Here is an 18,442-nt window from a genome sequence, read left to right on the forward strand (position 1 = left end):
TCCTGTTTGCTTTTTCACAGGGCGGCGTCTTCCTGGCGAGGGAACCGGCATGAGCGTCGAACGGATCATCTCGGTGGGGCTGCTGGGCTGGCTGGTCGTCGGCATCGTCCTGATGGGCCTGGACATTTGGTAGCCGGGGCCGCCGCACCGATGCAGGGTCGGGACGGCCTGAGTCAGGTGCTCGTCGAGAGGAGCGTCTCCCGCACCTTGCTGAGCAGCACCGAGGGCGTGAACGGCTTTTGCAGGAACACGTTTCCCTTGCCCGACAGGCCATGAGCCAACACATCTTCGCCGGCATAGCCCGACATAAAAAGAATCTTCATGTCCGGTCGGAGGGGTAACAGGCGGCGCACCACCTCCGGCCCGCTCATCAGGGGCATGACCACATCGGTCAGCAATAGGTGAATCGTCCCTTCGTGTTGCTGCGCGAGACGGACGGCTTCGTTGCCTCCGCGAGCTTCCAAGACCCGATATCCGTTCTGGTCGAGAACGGATCGGACCATATTGCGAACGATGTCTTCGTCTTCCACCAACAACACCGTCCCTGTCCCTGCGGTGACCTCCGGCGCCTGTATGCCCTGAACGTCTCCGGCCGCCTCTTCCACGAAGGGCAGGTAGATCGTGAACTTCGTGCCGCGGCGAGGTTCGCTCTGCACCTCAAGACACCCGCCGCTCTGGATGACGATTCCGTACACGGTAGAGAGTCCCAGACCCGTTCCCTTCCCGGTCTCCTTGGTCGTAAAGAACGGCTCGAAGATCCGCTCCAAGGTCCCCGCATCCATCCCGCAACCGGTGTCGGCAACCTCGACCATCACGTACGGGCCAGGCTGCACGGAGCCATGCCGATTCGGTCCGATCCGACCGGCCTGGACGTTGGCCGTTTCGATCGTCAAGCGTCCGCCCTGGGGCATGGCGTCCCGCGCGTTGAGCACCACGTTCATGAGAACCTGTTGCACCTGTCCCGGATCGGCCTTGACTTGTCCCAAGGCAGGAGCCAGCCGCGTGCCCAATTCGATGTGCTCGCCGATCAGACGACGGAGCAGCCGCTCAAGATCGGCCACCACCAGGTTCAAATCCAGCACTTTGGGTTGCAGGACCTGGCGACGACCGAAGGCCAGCAACTGACGGGTCAAGGCCGCGGCCCGGTCCCCGGCTTTTTTGATCTCCCCCATGTCGGATCGCAGCGGATCCTGTTCGCCGATCCGTTCCAGGGCCAGGTCGCAATATCCGAGAATACCGGTCAGCAGGTTATTGAAGTCGTGGGCGACGCCCCCGGCAAGCTGCCCGACCGCCTCCATTTTTTGCGACTGACGGAGCTGCTCTTCCAAATGCTTGCGGTCGGTGATGTCTTCCGAGAGGCCCAACAAATACCTGGGGCGCCCCTCCTGATCCAGGATCGGAACTTTCAGCGTGCGCAGATACCGCAGCCCCTTGTGCCGGGTCTGGATCGGCTCCTCCGGTATTTCGAGCAACCGTCCGCTGGCCAACACTTCCCGATCCTTGGCGGTAAAGAAATCGGCTTCGTCTTTGGGAAAGAAGTCATAGTCGTTCTTGCCGATCATCTCCTCCCGCTTGTACCCCACCAGTTCCTCGCCGGCTTTGTTGAACAGCACGAAGCGGAGATCCTGGGCATCCTTGACGAAGAACATGTTGGGGCTGTGTTCGACGATGGAGCCGAGCAGCGCCTGCACACGCCCCGCCTCCGCTTCAGCTTTTTTACGGGCGGTAATATCGCGGATGGCGGCCAGGCGGGCCTTTCGTCCCTGATATTCGTAGGTCCGGCTAATGACCTCGCAAAACAAAAGGGTGCCGTCTTTACGGACTTTCACCGCCTCATACGGGGCTTCCAGCGCTTCGCGGACGCTCTCACTAACCAGTGTCCTCGATTCGGGCGCCACAAAGTCGAGCACATGCTTCCCGATGACTTCGGGAACCGTATAGCCGAACATCTTGGCGTAGGCTTCGTTGGCTTCAAGTATCACTCCGTTCTCATGGATCGCGATCGCATCGAAGGTCGCTTCGATGATATTCCGGTAGCGGCTTTGAGTTTCCCGCAACCTGTCTTCCGCCAGCTTGCGTCCGGTGATATCTTGGATCTGGCCAATAAAATGGACGGGCTGCCCCTGCGCATCCTGCACCAGCGACACGCTCAGGAGAATCCAGACGATGTGCCCTCCCTTATGGAAATACCGTTTCTCCATCTGATACGAACGAATCTCCCCGGCCAACATCTGACGCACATGCGCAAGGTCGCGCTCGAGGTCCTCGGGGTGCGTAATGTCCTGGAACGTCGTCTGCGTCAATTCTTCCGCCGAGTACCCCGTGATCTCGCACAGGGATCGGTTCACTTTGAGAAAGCGGCCGGTCGGCGACACGAGCGCCATGCCGATCGCGGCATGCTCGAAGGCGCTCGTAAATTGCTGTATGCTGAAACGCAACGCCTCTTCGGCCCGTTTACGCTCGGTGACGTCCTGGATCGAGGCGACAGTGACCCGCCTGCCTTGCAGTTGCAGCCGAGTCGCAGTGATCGCGACATCGATGATCGTGCCATCCTTTTTTCGATGCCGCCATTCCCCCGCTTCGACCAACCCGACCGGAGTTTTCGAGAAGTATGCCAACAAGGCGGGAACATCCTCAGGCGGACGAATGTCCAGGACCGTCATGCCGAGAAATTCCTCTCTAGAGTAGCCATAATGGGCCACCGCGGCATCGTTCACGGCAAGGAATGCGAGGGTCTCCATGTCGAAGACACACATGGGTTGGGGATTCTGGTCGAAGAGGAGTTGATACTGCCGCTCAAGTTCTGGCATGCCCCCTCCGGGACGAACCGCACGATAGGCGAATCATGATAGCCGCGCATGCACACCGCGTCAAAACCCTGTCGGTTCAGTAACGGCGCAGCTCCAGCATGGGGCGATTCCACAAGCACAACCGCGCCGCAGCCCAGAGGGCGGTGAACGTCCGGGCCAGGGCCGGAGCCGAGCAGGCCAGCAGCTTGACGGCCAGGCCCGGCACGGCCGGTTCTGAGACGCCGCCCAAGACCTCCTCCGGATGCTCATCCAGGATCAGCGCCAGTTCCTCCTCCAATCTCTTCCAGCGCTCGGCGTCGACCGAATCGCCGACCAGATAGAGCGACGCGACATAGTCCCAACTCCGAGCGAGTCCCGTTCGATATGGCCCTCTGACACCGTCGAGATCGTACCGCTCGACCAACGAGCGGCCATCGGCCATGGCAATGCGAATCTCATTCTCCAGCCTGGTGAAGGCCCAGCGCTCGCCCCTGGCGATGCGGCCGCAGGCCAAGGCATCCCAGAGCAGCAGCGTCGCGCCCGGCTCCAGCCGGACATGAATGGCCTGCCGGTAGCGGGCCCCGGCGAAAGGAATCGTGAGGTCCGGAACCCATTCGAGAATGGCCCGCTCCCCGACGGACAGGTCGACGAGTTGCGCCGAAGGCTCCGACAGGGACCGGTAGACGCGGTTCGCGGAGGGAGTCGAAAAGATTACGTGGGTATCCGGGCCCAGTCCGGCGTCGAGCGAGAGCCGGTCTCCCCCGACCAGCCCGCCGGAGGGGTTCAACAACGGCTGGTAAGCGCAGCCTGTGTCGTCAAGTCGAATGGGCGGCGACAAGTGCCACGGAGTGTGGCAGCGGGAATGGGTCAGGACGGTCGTCCGATCACGCTGCTCATAGCGGAGGGTCAGTGCGCCGATCCGGCCGACCGAGCGCAAGGAGTCGGCATGAACGGCCTGGCGCCCCATGTATCGCGGCCCTTTCAGCGATTCGCTGGAATACGCGCCCGCACCCATTCCACCACCTGGTCCAATCCCTGACCGGTCGGCAGGTTGGTGAAGATAAAGGGCAGGCTCTCGCGCATCTTCTTGCTGTCACGGTCCATCACGGAGAGGTCGGCCCGTACGTGCGGGGCCAGATCGATCTTGTTGATCACGAGCAGGTCCGATCTGGTGATCCCGGGTCCGCCCTTGCGCGGAATCTTGTCGCCCGCCGCCACGTCGATCACATAGATGGTATAGTCCACGAGCTCGGGGCTGAACGTCGCGGCCAGGTTGTCGCCGCCGCTTTCGATGAACAATACGCGGACATCCGGGAACCGCCTCACCAGATCGTCCAACGCTTCCTGATTGTGCGAGGCATCCTCGCGGATCGCCGTATGAGGACAGCCGCCTGTTTCCACGCCCAGGATGCGCTCCGGAGGAAGGACGCCGCGCCGCGTGAGGAATTCCGCGTCTTCCTTGGTGAAAATATCGTTCGTGACCACGCCGATACTGTGGCTGTCCCGCAGCTTGCGGCAGAGCGCCTCGACAAGGGCCGTCTTGCCGGAACCGACCGGGCCGCCGATCCCGAACGTAGGGATCTTGTTGGCACGGGCCAGCGTGGGTTTGCCGTTGCCCTCATGATGGTGGTCGTGATGATGTCCGCTCATAGGATTGTGATTGGTGAATAGTGAAATGTGATCGGTTAAGAACGGAACAATCGCGACGCAAGGCGACTGTGCCTCATGGCATGGATGTCCTGTACCGGTGTCCAGGCGGTCATGGTCGCGTCAACGACGGCGCGACGGCTCAGACGGCTGATCATCGGAGCCCAGGCGGTCAGCAACCGCTGGCCTTCGCGTTGGCCGATCGGAAGCAGCTTGAGCGACGCGGACACGAACCCGACCGCCTGCTGGTACAGGAACGCCGTCACCGTCTGCTCCCTCGTCCATCCTGTTTCGCCCAACACCAACCCAAGCGCGACCGCCAGGTGTCCGGGCGCGCGACCGGCCTCAACTTCCCGGAGATACGTTCGAATGACCGGAGACGCGCCGTCTTCCACCACCGCTCCCCTGAGCACTTGGCGTCCCATCTGCCGGCTGGCAATCCGACTTTCCCTCCCGGTCATCATCGCGTCCAATGCCTGATCGGCCTCCCACGCCCCTTGTCCCTTGCCTCTTGCCCCTTGCCACGCCTTCGCAACCGCGACCGCTTCGCGGGTCCCCATCCCAGTGGTAAAAAGTTCCTCAACATAGCGCGAAAGGCCTTCGGAATCCTTCACCGCCCCGCCTTGCACCGCCGCCTCCAGGCCTGACGAGTAGGCAAACCCGCCGGCCGGGAAAAAACTATCCACGAACCGGATGCCGCGCAGGAGTGAAAGGGTGTTCATTTTTTTCAAAGGATGCTCAAAAAGGTCATCCACCGAGGCCGCAGGGAGTTCGGCGACTGAGACGTACGTTTTGCAATACGTCGCAGGGAGACGAGCGACCGAGAACAAAGTTGGAGGCCTTTTTCAGCATCCGTCAAAAGAGGAAGTAACGTTGTGCCATCGGAAGCAATGCCAGCGGCTCGCAGGACAGCTTCTGCCCGTCGGCACGAACCACGTAGGTCTCCGGGTCCACTTCGATCCTGGGCAGCGCGTCGTTCAATTTCAGATCGCGCTTGCCGATTCCTCGGCATTTCTTGATGACGGCCAGCCGTTTCTGGAGGCCCAAGGTCTTGGGCACTTCCCGGTCCAACGCCGCCTGCGACATGAACGTCAGGCTGGTGCTGTACAGCGCCCGCCCAAAGCTCCCGAACATGGGCCTGGTGAGCACCGGCTGCGGCGTCGGGATCGAGGCATTGGGGTCGCCCATCGCCGCGGACATGGGGAATCCGCCCTTCACCACGATCTCCGGCTTGACCCCGAAGAAGGCCGGTTTCCAGAGGACCAGATCGGCTAGCTTGCCCACTTCGACCGAGCCGACTTCGTGGGCGACGCCATGGGTAATCGCAGGATTGATCGTATATTTGGCCACATACCGCCTGGCGCGAAAATTATCGTGCGTGACGCCGGCCCCTTCGCCTGGGCCCTTGAGGTGCCCGCGTTGCAGCTTCATCTTGTGTGCCGTCTGCCAGGTGCGGATGATCACCTCTCCGACCCGCCCCATCGCCTGCGAATCAGACGACATGATGCTGATGGCGCCCATGTCGTGCAGGATGTCCTCGGCGGCGATCGTCTCCCGCCGGATGCGGGACTCGGCAAAGGCGATGTCTTCCGGCACACGGGGGTGGAGATGGTGGCAGACCATGAGCATGTCCAGGTGCTCGTCCATCGTGTTGACGGTAAAGGGCATGGTGGGGTTCGTGGACGAGGGCAGCACGTTCGGTTCGCCGCAAACCTTGATGATGTCCGGCGCGTGGCCGCCGCCCGCCCCCTCCGTGTGGAACGAGTGGATCGTCCGGCCGGCGAAGGCCTTGATCGTATCCTCGACGAACCCGGCTTCGTTCAGCGTGTCCGTGTGAATCGCCACTTGCACGTCATACTGCTCGGCCACGTCCAGACAGGTGGAGATGGCCGCGGGCGTCGTCCCCCAATCCTCGTGGAGCTTGAGTCCGATCGCGCCTGCCTCGATCTGTTCGTTGAGCCCTTCGGGAAGCGACGAGTTCCCCTTGCCCAGAAATCCCAGGTTGATGGGGAATCCGTCGGCCGCCTCCAGCATCCGGTGGAGGTTCCAGGCGCCTGGCGTGCAAGTCGTGGCGTTCGTCCCCGTGGCCGGCCCGGTCCCTCCGCCAATCAGCGACGTGAGGCCGTTGGCCAGCCCTTCCATGATGATCTGCGGACAGATGAAATGGATGTGGGTATCCATGCCACCGGCCGTCACGATCTTGCCTTCGGCCGAAAGGACTTCCGTGGCGGCGCCGACTTCCATCCCCGGCGTCACTCCATCCATCAAGTCCGGATTGCCCGCCTTGCCGATGGCGGAAATGCGCCCGTGCTTGATGCCAATGTCCGCCTTCACGATGCCCCAATGGTCCAGGATCACCGCGTTCGTGATCACGAGGTCCAACGCGCCGGCGGCGCGGGTGGCCGCAGGTGATTGCCCCATCCCGTCCCGAATGACTTTACCGCCCCCGAACTTGGCCTCTTCGCCAGGTGTCGTGAGATCCTTCTCGATTTCGACGATCAGCTCCGTGTCGGCCAGGCGAATCCGGTCCCCGGCGGTCGGCCCGTAGAGGTCTGCATATTGGCGGCGAGGAATCTTCATGGGCGCGCTCCCTTCACGAGAAAGCCCCGTTCAGCCGCGCGGGCCATGGCCTGGGCCTTCACCTGCGGATCGTCCAGACGGCCATGGGTCAGCCCGTTGATGCCATAGGCCACCCGATTGCCGCCGAGGGCTATAAGCGTCACCTGCTTCTCCTCTCCCGGCTCGAACCTCACCGCCGTCCCGGCCGGAACCAAGAGCCGGAAGCCGTAGGTCTTCTCTCGGTCAAACCTGAGCGATCGGTTGACCTCGAAAAAGTGACAGTGCGACCCGACCTGAATCGGCCGGTCCCCCACATTCGCCACCGTGACCTCCACCGTGCGACGCCCTTGCAGGGCGACGATGTCGCCCGTTCCCAGGATGATCTCCCCCGGAATCACATCGGCCGGTTGCGGGGCTTTGTGAGAGGGAGCCGGCCGGGAAGCCTTGGCCTGAACCTTGGCCGACGGCTTGGCTTTCATTTTCTTCACCGGTTTCTTCATCGCCAGACCTCGCCTCGCAAGGACATAACTAGCTCAACCGTTACATTCTATTTATCATCTAATTGGTTCATGAACTGTGACTAACTTCGTTCCGTCTGGAAAGGTCCCTTCGACCTGGATATCATGAATCATCTCCGGCACTCCCGGCATGACATCGGCCCTGGCCAGGAGCGTGGCCCCATAACTCATCAGGTCGGACACGGTCCGCCCATCCCTGATCCCCTCCAGCAGAGCCGCCGTAATATAGGCCACTGCCTCCGGGTGGTTGAGCTTCAATCCGCGGGCTTTGCGCTCTTTGGCCAGTTGCGCCGCCACATAGATCAAGAGCTTTTCTTGTTCTCGCGGTGTCAAATGCATAGGCTTTCTTCCCCAAAAACTGGCAGTTGGATGATCGCGGGCGGCGTGCGAAAACTATCACTTCTACCCACCTCAGTCAACTTGCCAACCCCATAGTTCTTGACCCCTCCCCGCCGATTACCTAGAGTGGGAGCCCTTGGCGCAGCAGGACCGCCAACCGCAGGAGCAGCGATGACGCAGGGACCGTTCCAAGACCGATTCCGAGACCATCCGAACTTTGGAATCGCGGATTGGGTGCTGCGCGGGATCGGCCAAGTCGTGTTCCAGAACAATCCGCTCTCCGGCGCAGTGATTCTCGCGGCGATCTTCTACAACTCCTGGATCTACGGGGTGGTCTGCCTGCTCGGCACGATCGTCGGCACCCTGACCGCCCTTGGCTTCAAAGCCGATAAGGGGCTGATCAAGGATGGCCTGTTCGGGTTCAACGGCGCCTTGATCGCCCTGGCCCTGGTTGCCTATACCAGCCAGGACTTCGCCCACGGCAACCTGCCCAACTGGTATCTCTGGTCCTATATCGTCGTCAGTGCGGCGTTCACCTCCGCGCTCGTCCCAGCGTTCGGCTCCCTGCTGGGACAACACAGGGTTCCAGGCCTTACCATGCCCTTCGTCCTGTCAGGCTGGTGGTTCCTGGGCGCCCTCCTGCAGTTCAGCACCATCGATGTGTCCTCCGCACTCAAACCCACTTCCCCCGCGGACTTTACCGGCCCCAGGCCGGACTATACCTGGGGGACCTGGTTCTATGGGATCACCAACGGCATCGCGGAAATCTTTTTCCAGGACGATTGGGTGTCAGGCGTGATCATCCTGGCTGGCATTGCGATCAATAGCAGGATCGGCGCCGGCATGGCCCTCCTGGGCTCGACCCTCGCCGTCGGGGTCGCCGTGGTCTACGGAGCGCACGACAACGCGATCCGCGACGGGCTGTTCGGCTACAACGCCTCGCTCACCGCCATGGCCCTCGGCGGCCTCTTCCTGGTTTTGAACTGGTCCGGGTTCCTCTACACGGTCCTGGGCATTCTGGTCACGGCCCGGGTCTGGGCCTCGATGGGCATCTTTCTGGAACCGACGGGCATGCCGGTGCTCACCTCCGCCTTCGTGTTCGTCACCTGGCTGATGCTCCTGGCCGCACCGAGCTTCACGGCGCTTAGGCCGATCGTGCCGGCCGAGGCCACGAGGCCCGAAGACCATCTCGCGCGCCGCCAGAACGGCTAGAAAAAATAGACGACGTCCAGCGTCAGCGTCGGCTGGTAATTGGTTGCACGATTGCCTTGCTGAAAGACATTCCGGTCGGACTTGTCGTACCGGTACTCCAGGCGGGTGAGGAGCGACGCGAAGGGGCGGTACTGGAGGGTGCCGGTGGTTTCCCAGAGGGTCTGAGCCACGTCACGGGACGTTCGATTCTGCGTCGCGCCGAAACAGACGTTGGCTTTGGGGAAGGATTCGGTTCCGTTGCAGGAGACGAATCCGCCTGCGTCCTCGAAGACCTCGGACCGGAATCTGAATCCCCACTGCTTCGTCACATCATAAATGAAATAGCCGGCCACCCCGTCCCAGCGCGCATTCCCTCCCCGACTGAGATCGCTGGCCCGCTCCTGGTTGGCGTAATAGGCTTCCAGAACCATCGACGCCTTCTCCGTGAGCTGGTAACTCAAGAACCCTCCGCCAAGAACACGATTCCCCTCCGACCTCGGACGCTGCCCCGGTCTCGGCCCGAAGAGTCCATAGAAGGTCGCCTTGAATCGTTCGGTCGGCGTCAGCACGAGGGCGGACTCCACCATCGGCTTGTTCGTGGAGTCCCCGGTCGCCGAGGTGATCGAATTGATCCCGCCGATCGAAAAAGAAACCTGCTTGCTGAACTCATAGGAAGCCCGCAGCCCGAACGTCGTGAAGGGCTGGCCCAGCCCGAACAGCCAGGACCGTGAATAGTTCGGGTTTTCCGGACTCTCCAGGCCCTCGAAGCCGATCAGGGTATTGATGCGACCGGCCTTGATATCCAGGCCCTTCCCGATCGGCAGCACGTACTGGGCATAGAACTCCTGGAAATCCGCATAGGGACTGAGGTTGGTGCCCCCGATAAATTGGGAGTCCTTGCCCGCGTTGAACTTGACGTGGAACCCGGCCCGATCCCAGCCGGTTCCATCCGCATGGGCTTCACGATCGAGCACGAACTTGGCGACGTTCGGCCGGAACTCGTTGGCATTGACGTCGAAGATGCGCAGTTGGTTGATGCCGTTGGAAGGGTTGTTGAAGTTCTGGGTGTAGGAACCTTCGAGATAGCCGGAGACGGATATGCCGAGAGTCTTGGAAACGATCTGTCGCCCCTGATCATCCCGCCTCCCGTCCTCAACCTTGGCCGGCTCGTCCAAAGCCAGAACGAAACCAGCTTGCCCCTGAAAGCACAAGGCAAAGAGGATCGTCCAAACACAGAAACAACTCAGACGAGACAGGATGATTCGACGCAGGTGGGCCTCCACGCAATGCGCGAATCTTGCCTGAAGCCGGATAGAAATGGAAGGGATCGGAGGACCCGGGTTGGGGCGAGAGACTAGGACGCTAGACAGGGCGACGGTGACCGAGGTTGCGCACATCGAACGAGCACCGCTTCATCGTGCGTGTTCTGCGAGCAACCCTCTTCTCTTACCTCTCACATCACGTCGGGGTGGTGCTTCTAAGGCTGGCTGGGATGCCCTCGACTGCGCGCGTCGAGCGACCACTTTCTGAAGTGGGGGCTTCGCGAGCAAGGAGGGCGCCCAGCCAGCCCCATCCTCTCACACGATCAAATGCTGCTTCACCTGCTCTTCGCTCAATTCGGCCGCCCGCCCCGACGCCACCACCGCCCCTTTGGCCATGATCACGTAGGTGTCGGCCAGCCGCGCCGCAAACTCCATGTACTGCTCCACGAGCAGGATCGCGAAGCGCCGTTCGGCCTTGAAGCTTTCAATGACGCTTTCGATCTGCTCGACGATGGAGGGCTGAATCCCTTCCGTCGGCTCGTCCAGGAGCAGCAGCTTGGGCTTGGACAACAAGGCCCGGCCGATCGCCAGTTGCTGCTGCTGCCCTCCGCTCAAGACCCCGCCAGCCCGTTCCAGCATCTGCGCGAGAACCGGGAACAGTGAAAAAACCTCGTCGTAGGCGGCTTTCTCCGAACCGCCGTTCTGGGCCAAGGGCCCCGCTTCATAGCCTAATCGGAGATTCTCCCGGACCGTCAGGTGCGGAAAAATCTCGCGCCCTTGCGGCACATAGGCGATGCCACGCCGCACGCGCCGATCCGGGGATTCGTGCGCAATATCGTCGCCGCCGAACTGCATTTTTCCGGTCCGCGACTTCAGGAGCCCCATGATGGTCTTGAGCAGAGTCGTTTTGCCGACGCCGTTCCGGCCCATCAAACAGACGACCTGGCCCGGGCCCACCTCCAACGACACATTGCGCAGGATATGGCTCTCGCCGTAATAGACGTTCTGGTTATCGAGCCGCAGCATCGTCTTTCTTCTCTTTTTTCCGGCCCAAGTAGATCTCCATCACACGCGGGTCGGATTGGATTTTCTCCACCGGCCCTTCGCAGAGCACCGTCCCTTCGTGCAACACCGTGACAGTCCGGGCGATCTGTCGCACAAATTCCATGTCGTGCTCAATGACGATGATGGAATGTTTTTCCGCGAGCGAGAGCAATAGCTGCCCTGTCTGTTCTGTCTCCTGATCCGTCATGCCGGCCACCGGTTCGTCCACCAGCAGGAGCGCCGGGTCCTGCAGCAACACCATCCCGATCTCCAGCCACTGCTTTTCGCCGTGGGAAAGGGCGCCGGCCCTGCTCCCCCGTTTGTCCTTCAGCCCGATCGTGGCCAGCCCCGACTCGATCCTCTCGGTCTCCTGTCTCGTAGCCTTGGCCCAAAGGGTGGCAAAGACTCCCTTGCTGGCCCGCTTGACCGACAACTCCAGGTTTTCCCAGACCGTCAGGTTGCCGAAGACCGACGGCGTCTGAAACTTGCGGCCGATGCCCAGCGCGGCGATCTGGTTCTCGCGCAGGGGCAGCAAGTCCTGGTCCCTGCCGAAAATCACGCGCCCGGACTGGGGCTTGGCCTTGCCGGAGATCACGTCCAGCAACGTGGTCTTGCCGGCCCCGTTGGGCCCGATCACCACACGCAGCTCGTGATAATTGACGATGAAGTTGAGATCGCGGAGGGCCTTGAACCCGTCGAAGTCGACCGTGACGCCTTCGAGGTAAATGATGGAGCCCCGCTCGGCTGCGACGTGCACTGTCTCTTCGTCCTGCATGGTTCCGTTCATCGCATGCCCACGTTAACGGGGGCCCGGCTCGGAGGTCGCGAGCGGTTTGTCCAAACCGTTGCCGGCTCGCCGCGACGACCAGCTGCCACCCAGTTTCCGCAAGAGGCCGACGCAGCCATCGGGAAAGAACAAGACGACGGCGATAAAGAGCCCGCCCAGGAAAAACGGCCAGAGCTCGGGGAAATGATTGGTCAGGATGCTCCGTCCCAGGTTGACGCCGACCGCACCCAGCACCGCGCCTACCAACGTCCCACGCCCGCCGACCGCCACCCAGATGACCATCTCGATGGAAGGCAACACGCCGATTTGCGCCGGGGTAATGATGCCCACTTGCGGTACGTAGAGAGCCCCGGCCAGGCCGGCCAGGGCGGCCGACACGACGAACACGAACAGCTTGTAGTTGGCCGGGGAATAGCCGGAAAAGAGCACCCGTTGCTCGCTGTCACGGATCGCCACCAGCACCTTGCCCGTGCGGGACTTGATGATCCGGCGACAAAGAAGGTAGGCGGCCCCCAGGAAAAAGACCGTCACGACATAGAGGGCCCGCTGCGTGCCCGGTTCGCTCAGGCGGAACCCGAAGAGGGTTTTGAAGTCGGTCAACCCGTTGGTGCCACCCAGGTTGGTTTCGTTCCGGTTGAAAACCAGCCAGGCCGACAGGGCCAAGGCCTGCGTGATGATCGAGAAGTACACGCCCTTGATCCGGCTGCGGAAGGCGAGAAATCCGAAGATCGCGGCGAAGATCGTCGGGACCAGGATCGCCGCGGCCACCGACAGCCAGGCGCTGGAGAACGGCCTCCAAAACAGCGGCAGCTCCTTGACTTGGTTCCAGACCATGAAATCCGGCAGCGCGCTGCCGTAGACGCTCTCGGTCCCGATCGAGAGCATCATATGCATCCCGATCGCATAGGCCCCCAAACCGAAAAACACCCCGTGGCCGAGGCTCAGAATGCCCGTGTAGCCCCAAATCAAATCCAACCCGAGCGCCAGGATGGCGAAGGCTAGGAACTTGCCGAAGAGATTCAGGGTGAAGTCGGACACGTGCAGCGGAGAATCCGTTCCGGGCAGCACGTTCAACAGAGGCAGGACGATCAACAGGACAAAGCCGACCAGCCAGAAGGAAAGCCCTTCGCCCCGCTGGGTGGTGTGGTCGCCATTCTGTTCTTCACTCATCTTGGTCTAGGGTCATGTTGCGGTGAAGTGTTCATTGTGAGTGATGAGGTATCAACTCGCAACTCAAAATTCAACACGCAGCACTGATTCTGATTTATGATTCGACGTGCCGCCCCTTGATCGTAAAGAGCCCCGAGGGCCGCCACTGCAAGAACAGGATCACGAGGACCAGAATGAACACCTTGCCGTAGACCGCGCCGAAACTCGGCTCCAACAGCTTGTTCAAGCCCCCGATCCCCAGCGACGCCACGATCGTGCCCGCCAACTTCCCCACCCCGCCCGTTACCACGACCATGAACGAATCCACGATGTAGTTCTGCCCCAAGCCCGGCTCGACGTTGCCGATGAGCGTGAGCGCGCACCCGGCCAGCCCGGCAAGGCCGGACCCGAAGGCGAAGGTGTAGGCATCCACCTTGCGGGTCGGAATCGCCAGGCAAGCGCTCATGTTCCGGTTCTGCATGACGGCCCGGACCTTCAAGCCCACGCCGGTGCGGAACAACAGGAAGTAGATGCCCAGCACGCAGACGGAGGCCAGCCCGATGATGAACATGCGATTGTACGGGAGCTGCACGCCGACCATCAACTGCATCCCTCCGCTGAGCCAGCTCGGCGCCACAACCGACGTCAGATCCCCGAACACCACACGCGCCCCTTGGATCAAGATCAAACTGACGCCCCAGGTGGCCAGCAGGGTTTCCAGCGGACGTCCGTACAGGAACCGGATCAGCGACGCCTCCAGCAACAAGCCGAACAGGCCGGCCGCCAGGAACGAACAGGGCATGGCCAGCAGAAAATAATAGTCGAAGAGGCCCGGAGGCAGCCACGCTTTAAATCCCTCCTGCGTCAGAAACGTCGCATAGGCTCCCAGCATCATGAACTCGCCGTGGGCCATGTTGATCACGCCCATCAGCCCGAAAATAATCGCCAGGCCCAGGGCCATCAGCAACAGAACCGAACTCAAACTGATGCCGCGAAAGAGGGTCTCGATGGCGCTGGTCCAGCTGCTCCATGTTTCGATGCGCTCGATCGCCTCCGCGGCCGCCTTGGCGACCAGGGCCTGCCCCGGTGCCTGATCTCCCGATCCGGAACCGGCCGCCTGCTCCTGCCCGGGAATCGCCGAAGGAGCCTGGCCTGATCCAGTCGAAGAACCGGCCAGCTCTTTCAAGGCCGGAACGGCATTCTGACTATGCAACTCGCCCAGTTTGGTTGCGGCCGCCGCCTTGAGGGCCGGGTCGGCGTCGGCCAGCTTGATCAGGCCGATCGACTCTTCGATCTGGTAGCGGACCCACCGGTCCTGCTCGGCCGGGAGCGCCGCCTCCAGCCAGACCAGGGCCATCGGATTACCGGTCGTGGCCAAATCGGCTGCCGCCGAACGCCGATCCTCCTGCTTCTGACTCGTCAGTTTCGTCTTGTTCTTGAGCAGATCCAGGACCGGCTTGATCGCCATCCGCAAGCTGCGATCTCCCTCCGCCCGCATCGCCTCCAACTTCGGCAAAAGGCCGGCGTCGCCCCGGGTAATCAACGTCTGGACCGCCGCTTCTTGAACCGCCGCATCTTCGCTGGCCAGGCCCTTGAGCGCCTCATCAATCATAGCCGACACAGTCGATGGAGCGGTTTGGGCCGGTTCCTCAGCCCAAACGCCAACGACACTGCCGCACAAGACGGCCAGCACCACTATCCACCACACCTTCTTCATGCGGGCTTGCCCGATCCCGACTGCGATGCAACCATCACCGCATCCGCTTCGATTTCCACGAGCATCTCCGGGGCGATCAGGCGGCTGACCTCCAGCACCGTCGCAGCCGGGCGAATCTCGCTGAAGAATTCCCCGTGCGCCTGGCCGACTCTTTCCCAATCCGCCATCCGCGTCAGGTAGACCCGCGTGCGCACGACATCCTGCAACCGGGCGCCGGCCGCCTGAAGCGCCTTGTCGATTTTCTTGAGGATCTGGACGGTTTGCGCATAGGCGTCGTTCTGGCCGACGATGTGGCCCGCGTCGTCAGTCCCCGTGGTTCCCGACACGAACACCTGCGCGCCGATCCGGACCGCACGCGAATAGCCTATTTTCGATTCCCACGGGCTTCCCGTTCCGATATTTTGCCGCGTCATGTCCCCCCCACGCCGGCCTCACAACATAGGTGTGGCGCGACAAGATACTGCCGCGCCACACCCGGATGCCCTCAGACCTGCTTAGGCCTTTTTCTGATAGGTGCCCTGGTGGCTAATCCAGTCGCAGCCCTTGTCGGGATTCGTGTATTCGCTCCAGGGCTCAGGCTTCACCAATCCCTTGGACCGCCAGACCGTCTTGAACTGCCCGTCCTTCAAGATCTCGCCGATCAGGACCGGCTTGTTCGTATGGTGATTGGCCTCGTCCATCTTGATCTCGCCGCCCGGCGCCAGGAACTTCTGTCCGTACACGGCCTTCCGCACCGAATCCACGTCGGTCTTGCCGGCCTTCTCGACCGCCTGCTTCCAGACATGGACGCCGAAGTAGGCCGCCTCGATTGGGTCGTCCGTAACCCGCTTGTCTCCGTCCGGCAGATTGTTCTTCTTGCAATAAGCCTTGAAGTTGGCCACGAACTGTTTGTTCTGCGGCGTATCCACGCTCTGGTAATAGTTCCAGGCCGCCAGGTGCCCGACCAGCGCGGTCGTGTCCATTCCGCGCAGTTCGTCCTCCGCCACGCTGAAGGCCATGATCGGGGCATCCTCGGCCCGCAATCCCTGATTGGCGAATTCCTTGTAGAAGGGCACGTTGCTGTCGCCGTTGATCGTGCTGATCACGGCCGCCCCGCCCCCCGCGGCGAACTTCTTGATCTTGCCGACGATGGTCTGATAGTCCTGATGGTGGAACGGCGTATACTCTTCCGCGATGTTGGCCGCCGGCACTTTCTTGGCCAGCAACATGGCCCGCAAAATCTTGTTCGTCGTGCGGGGGTACACGTAGTCGGTGCCGAGCAGGTAGAACTTCTTGAACCCGCCCCCTTCCTTGCTCATCAGGTATTCCACGGCCGGCACCGCCTGCTGGTTGACCGCCGCGCCCGTATAGAACACGTTGTGGGAGCACTCCTCCCCTTCATACTGCACCGGGTAGAAGAGCAGCCCGTTGTTCTTCTCGAAGACCGGCAGCACGGACTTGCGGCTTACCGACGTCCAACAGCCGAAGGTCACCGCCACCTTGTCCACCAGCAGGAGTTGTTTGGCCTTCTCCGCAAAGAGGTCCCAATTGGACGCCGGATCCACCACCACCGGCTGGATCTTGCGGCCCAGCACACCGCCCTTGGCGTTGATCTCCTCCACCGCCATCAAGACCACATCGCGCAAGGACACTTCGCTGATCGCCATCGTGCCGCTCAAGGAATGGAGCACGCCGATCTTGATGGGCTCCTTGTCCGCCGCATAGGAGAGGGCCCAGTTGCCCAAATCTCCCAGCAGGGCCGCAACGCCAAGGCCCGCGGCCACCCTCGTGCCTTTTACCAGAAAATCGCGCCGGGACTCCCCGACCCCGGTCATGTCCCCGCCCTCGACTTGCTGATCGTTCTTCTTGGAAATCGGTGCCATGGTTGTCGCTCCTTTCAGATGAGTCCGAAGGACTCACGTACCGCTCTCAAAAGTTGTACCACACGGACATGTTGTACTGCTGGCCCGAGAACCGTTCCATGGTGGTCCATTGGGTCCAGAGGTTCTGGAACTCCGCCCCGAAGTAGAAGTCGGCCCAGATCGGCCGGACGTAGGTCGCATACATCCGTTGGTTGGAGAGGTACTGGATGTTCGCTGCCGTCGTGCTGCCGCTCAGGTCGTTCTTGTTGGGATTGTCGAAGCCATAGCCGACCAGGATCGTGCTGGGCGAGTGCGACGGAGCATAAGACAATTGGCCCCAACCGACCAGGGCCCGGACCGGCTTGCCGGTCGTCAGGTTCAACTCCTGGTTGAAGCGGAAGAACTCCACCCCCATGGCCTGGCCATAGGCAATTTCGCCGGAGAATTTCAGGTTCTTCGTGAGCGGATGCACCGCTTCGACGCCGAACAGATACGAATTGATGTCTCGCCCGGCTTGAAACGTCGTATTGCCTGTAATCGGCGCGGAGCGGTAGTACCGATAGCCGACGCTGGCCGCCAACATCGAACCTTGCAGGTTCCCGGTCCCGCTGTAGGCCAGTCTGCCTCCATAGTAGGGATTCTGCACCGGGTCGTTGAACGGCGCGACGTTGGTCGGACCGCCGCCGACCTGGGCCGACGGGATCGTCGTAGGCCTGGTTTGCGTATTGCCGCAGCAGGCCGACAGACCACGCTCGAAGCGCATGACCGTCACCAGGCCCTCGAGGTTTTGATTGAATTGGTGCCGCACCGTGACTTGCGGCAGACGTTGCCAGAGGTTTCCGCCGTAGCCCATGATCGAGAAGTCGATCAGGTCCGGGTGCAAGGACATGATCGGCGTCCAGTCCATGCCGGCCGTCAGGCTGGTCTTGTCGTTCGTATACTTCACGAAAGCCAGGCGGAGACGGGGCGAGATGTTGCCCGCGTTGTCCGTCTGTGAGTAGAAATCCGCCTCGACCACACCGGTCAGAGAATGCTTTCCATCGGTCCGGTCAGCCCGGAGGCCAAATACGCTGTAGCGCGGGTTCAGCGTCGAGGTGGCGTTGTTGCCCTTGCCGGCCGCCGTGGCATATCCGTTGAACTGTCCCGGGTCCAAGGGGTTGTTGTTGCGGCTGCTATAGATCGCATCCAACTCGATGCGTCCATAGGGGGTGATGCTCCCCTTGCTGCCTTCCGTGTAGATGGCCGAGAGGCAGCCGGCGCAGAGGTGCGTCGCTGGTTCTTCCTTGCGAATCAACTGCCCGGCTCCTTCTTCTTGCTGCGGCGCCACCTCCTGCTTGTGCAACTCCTCGAGCATGGGCTTCGGACCGCCATCCTTCTGTTCCTGCGCAAATGCCGGCGCCGCGCCGACCATGAGCACTGCGGCCAACAGCGTCAGGCTGATGCCGCCCCACATACCAAATCTCTTCAACATGACCTCCTCCGTATCCCCAAATCGTTCAATGTGAAAATGAGACCGGAGGGCTTCAAGGCAAAAAAAAACGCCCTTCCGGTCCGCCGTGGACCAAAAGGACGCCATTGTCCTTCACCGTTGTCGACGCC

Annotated in this window: 16 protein-coding genes; 1 reads left to right on the top strand and 15 read right to left on the bottom strand. The window is 61.7% G+C overall.

The features are described 5' to 3' along the window. Positions 1-173 precede the first annotated feature (173 nt). From EPO61_07750 to EPO61_07780, 7 genes are all read right to left on the bottom strand, one after another. Entirely contained in the window at positions 174-2,810 is a 2,637-nt protein-coding gene (locus EPO61_07750; GenBank protein ID TAJ08793.1) for a PAS domain S-box protein, read from the bottom strand. Between the two features lie 76 nt (positions 2,811-2,886). Further along, entirely contained in the window at positions 2,887-3,804 is a 918-nt protein-coding gene (locus tag EPO61_07755) for an urease accessory protein UreD (protein ID TAJ08794.1), read from the bottom strand. Further along, entirely contained in the window at positions 3,771-4,439 is a 669-nt protein-coding gene (ureG, locus tag EPO61_07760; protein TAJ08795.1) for an urease accessory protein UreG, read from the bottom strand. Before ureG ends, EPO61_07755 begins: the two co-directional genes overlap by 34 nt. Before the next feature lie 35 nt (positions 4,440-4,474). Continuing rightward, positions 4,475-5,158 carry a hypothetical protein gene (locus tag EPO61_07765; protein TAJ08796.1) on the bottom strand — a complete coding sequence of 228 codons (684 nt, stop codon included), beginning with the start codon at positions 5,156-5,158 and terminating at the stop codon, positions 4,475-4,477. A gap of 133 nt (positions 5,159-5,291) precedes the next feature. Continuing rightward, positions 5,292-7,010: an urease subunit alpha gene (ureC, locus tag EPO61_07770; protein ID TAJ09003.1), complete on the bottom strand. Its 1,719-nt coding sequence runs from the start codon at positions 7,008-7,010 to the stop codon at positions 5,292-5,294. A gap of 2 nt (positions 7,011-7,012) precedes the next feature. Continuing rightward, positions 7,013-7,474, bottom strand: coding sequence for an urease subunit beta (gene ureB / locus EPO61_07775; protein TAJ09004.1), 462 nt, complete (start codon positions 7,472-7,474; stop codon positions 7,013-7,015). Between the two features lie 75 nt (positions 7,475-7,549). Beyond that, entirely contained in the window at positions 7,550-7,852 is a 303-nt protein-coding gene (locus tag EPO61_07780) for an urease subunit gamma (protein TAJ08797.1), read from the bottom strand. Positions 7,853-8,023: 171 nt separating this feature from the next. On the opposite strand from EPO61_07780, the gene EPO61_07785 reads away from it, so the two are divergent. Further along, positions 8,024-9,064 (top strand): urea transporter, encoded by a 1,041-nt coding sequence (locus tag EPO61_07785; GenBank protein TAJ08798.1) that lies wholly within the window; start codon positions 8,024-8,026, stop codon positions 9,062-9,064. Here the strand turns inward: EPO61_07785 and EPO61_07790 are convergent. From EPO61_07790 to EPO61_07825, 8 genes are all read right to left on the bottom strand, one after another. After that, positions 9,061-10,440: a porin gene (locus EPO61_07790; GenBank protein ID TAJ08799.1), complete on the bottom strand. Its 1,380-nt coding sequence runs from the start codon at positions 10,438-10,440 to the stop codon at positions 9,061-9,063. The genes EPO61_07785 and EPO61_07790 overlap by 4 nt on opposite strands. Before the next feature lie 180 nt (positions 10,441-10,620). Further along, positions 10,621-11,331, bottom strand: coding sequence for an urea ABC transporter ATP-binding subunit UrtE (urtE, locus tag EPO61_07795; GenBank protein TAJ08800.1), 711 nt, complete (start codon positions 11,329-11,331; stop codon positions 10,621-10,623). Next, the gene (gene urtD / locus EPO61_07800; GenBank protein ID TAJ09005.1) at positions 11,315-12,124 is read right to left on the bottom strand and encodes an urea ABC transporter ATP-binding protein UrtD; all 810 of its coding nucleotides are present in this window, start codon (positions 12,122-12,124) and stop codon (positions 11,315-11,317) included. The genes urtE and urtD overlap by 17 nt, the downstream gene beginning before the upstream one ends. 24 nt (positions 12,125-12,148) lie before the next feature. Then, positions 12,149-13,306 (bottom strand): urea ABC transporter permease subunit UrtC, encoded by a 1,158-nt coding sequence (gene urtC, locus EPO61_07805; GenBank protein TAJ08801.1) that lies wholly within the window; start codon positions 13,304-13,306, stop codon positions 12,149-12,151. Positions 13,307-13,400: 94 nt separating this feature from the next. Further along, complete coding sequence (gene urtB / locus EPO61_07810) at positions 13,401-15,002, bottom strand: urea ABC transporter permease subunit UrtB (protein ID TAJ08802.1); 1,602 nt, start codon at positions 15,000-15,002, stop codon at positions 13,401-13,403. Then, positions 14,999-15,415 (bottom strand): RidA family protein, encoded by a 417-nt coding sequence (locus EPO61_07815; protein ID TAJ08803.1) that lies wholly within the window; start codon positions 15,413-15,415, stop codon positions 14,999-15,001. Before EPO61_07815 ends, urtB begins: the two co-directional genes overlap by 4 nt. Positions 15,416-15,496: 81 nt before the next feature. Further along, on the bottom strand, positions 15,497-16,816 hold the full coding sequence (gene urtA, locus EPO61_07820; GenBank protein ID TAJ09006.1) for an urea ABC transporter substrate-binding protein: 1,320 nt from the start codon (positions 16,814-16,816) through the stop codon (positions 15,497-15,499). Between the two features lie 94 nt (positions 16,817-16,910). Next, entirely contained in the window at positions 16,911-18,314 is a 1,404-nt protein-coding gene (locus EPO61_07825; protein ID TAJ08804.1) for a hypothetical protein, read from the bottom strand. Positions 18,315-18,442 lie beyond the last annotated feature (128 nt).

The sequence above is a fragment of the Nitrospirota bacterium genome, assembly GCA_004296885.1.
Taxonomy (GTDB): domain Bacteria; phylum Nitrospirota; class Nitrospiria; order Nitrospirales; family Nitrospiraceae; genus SYGV01.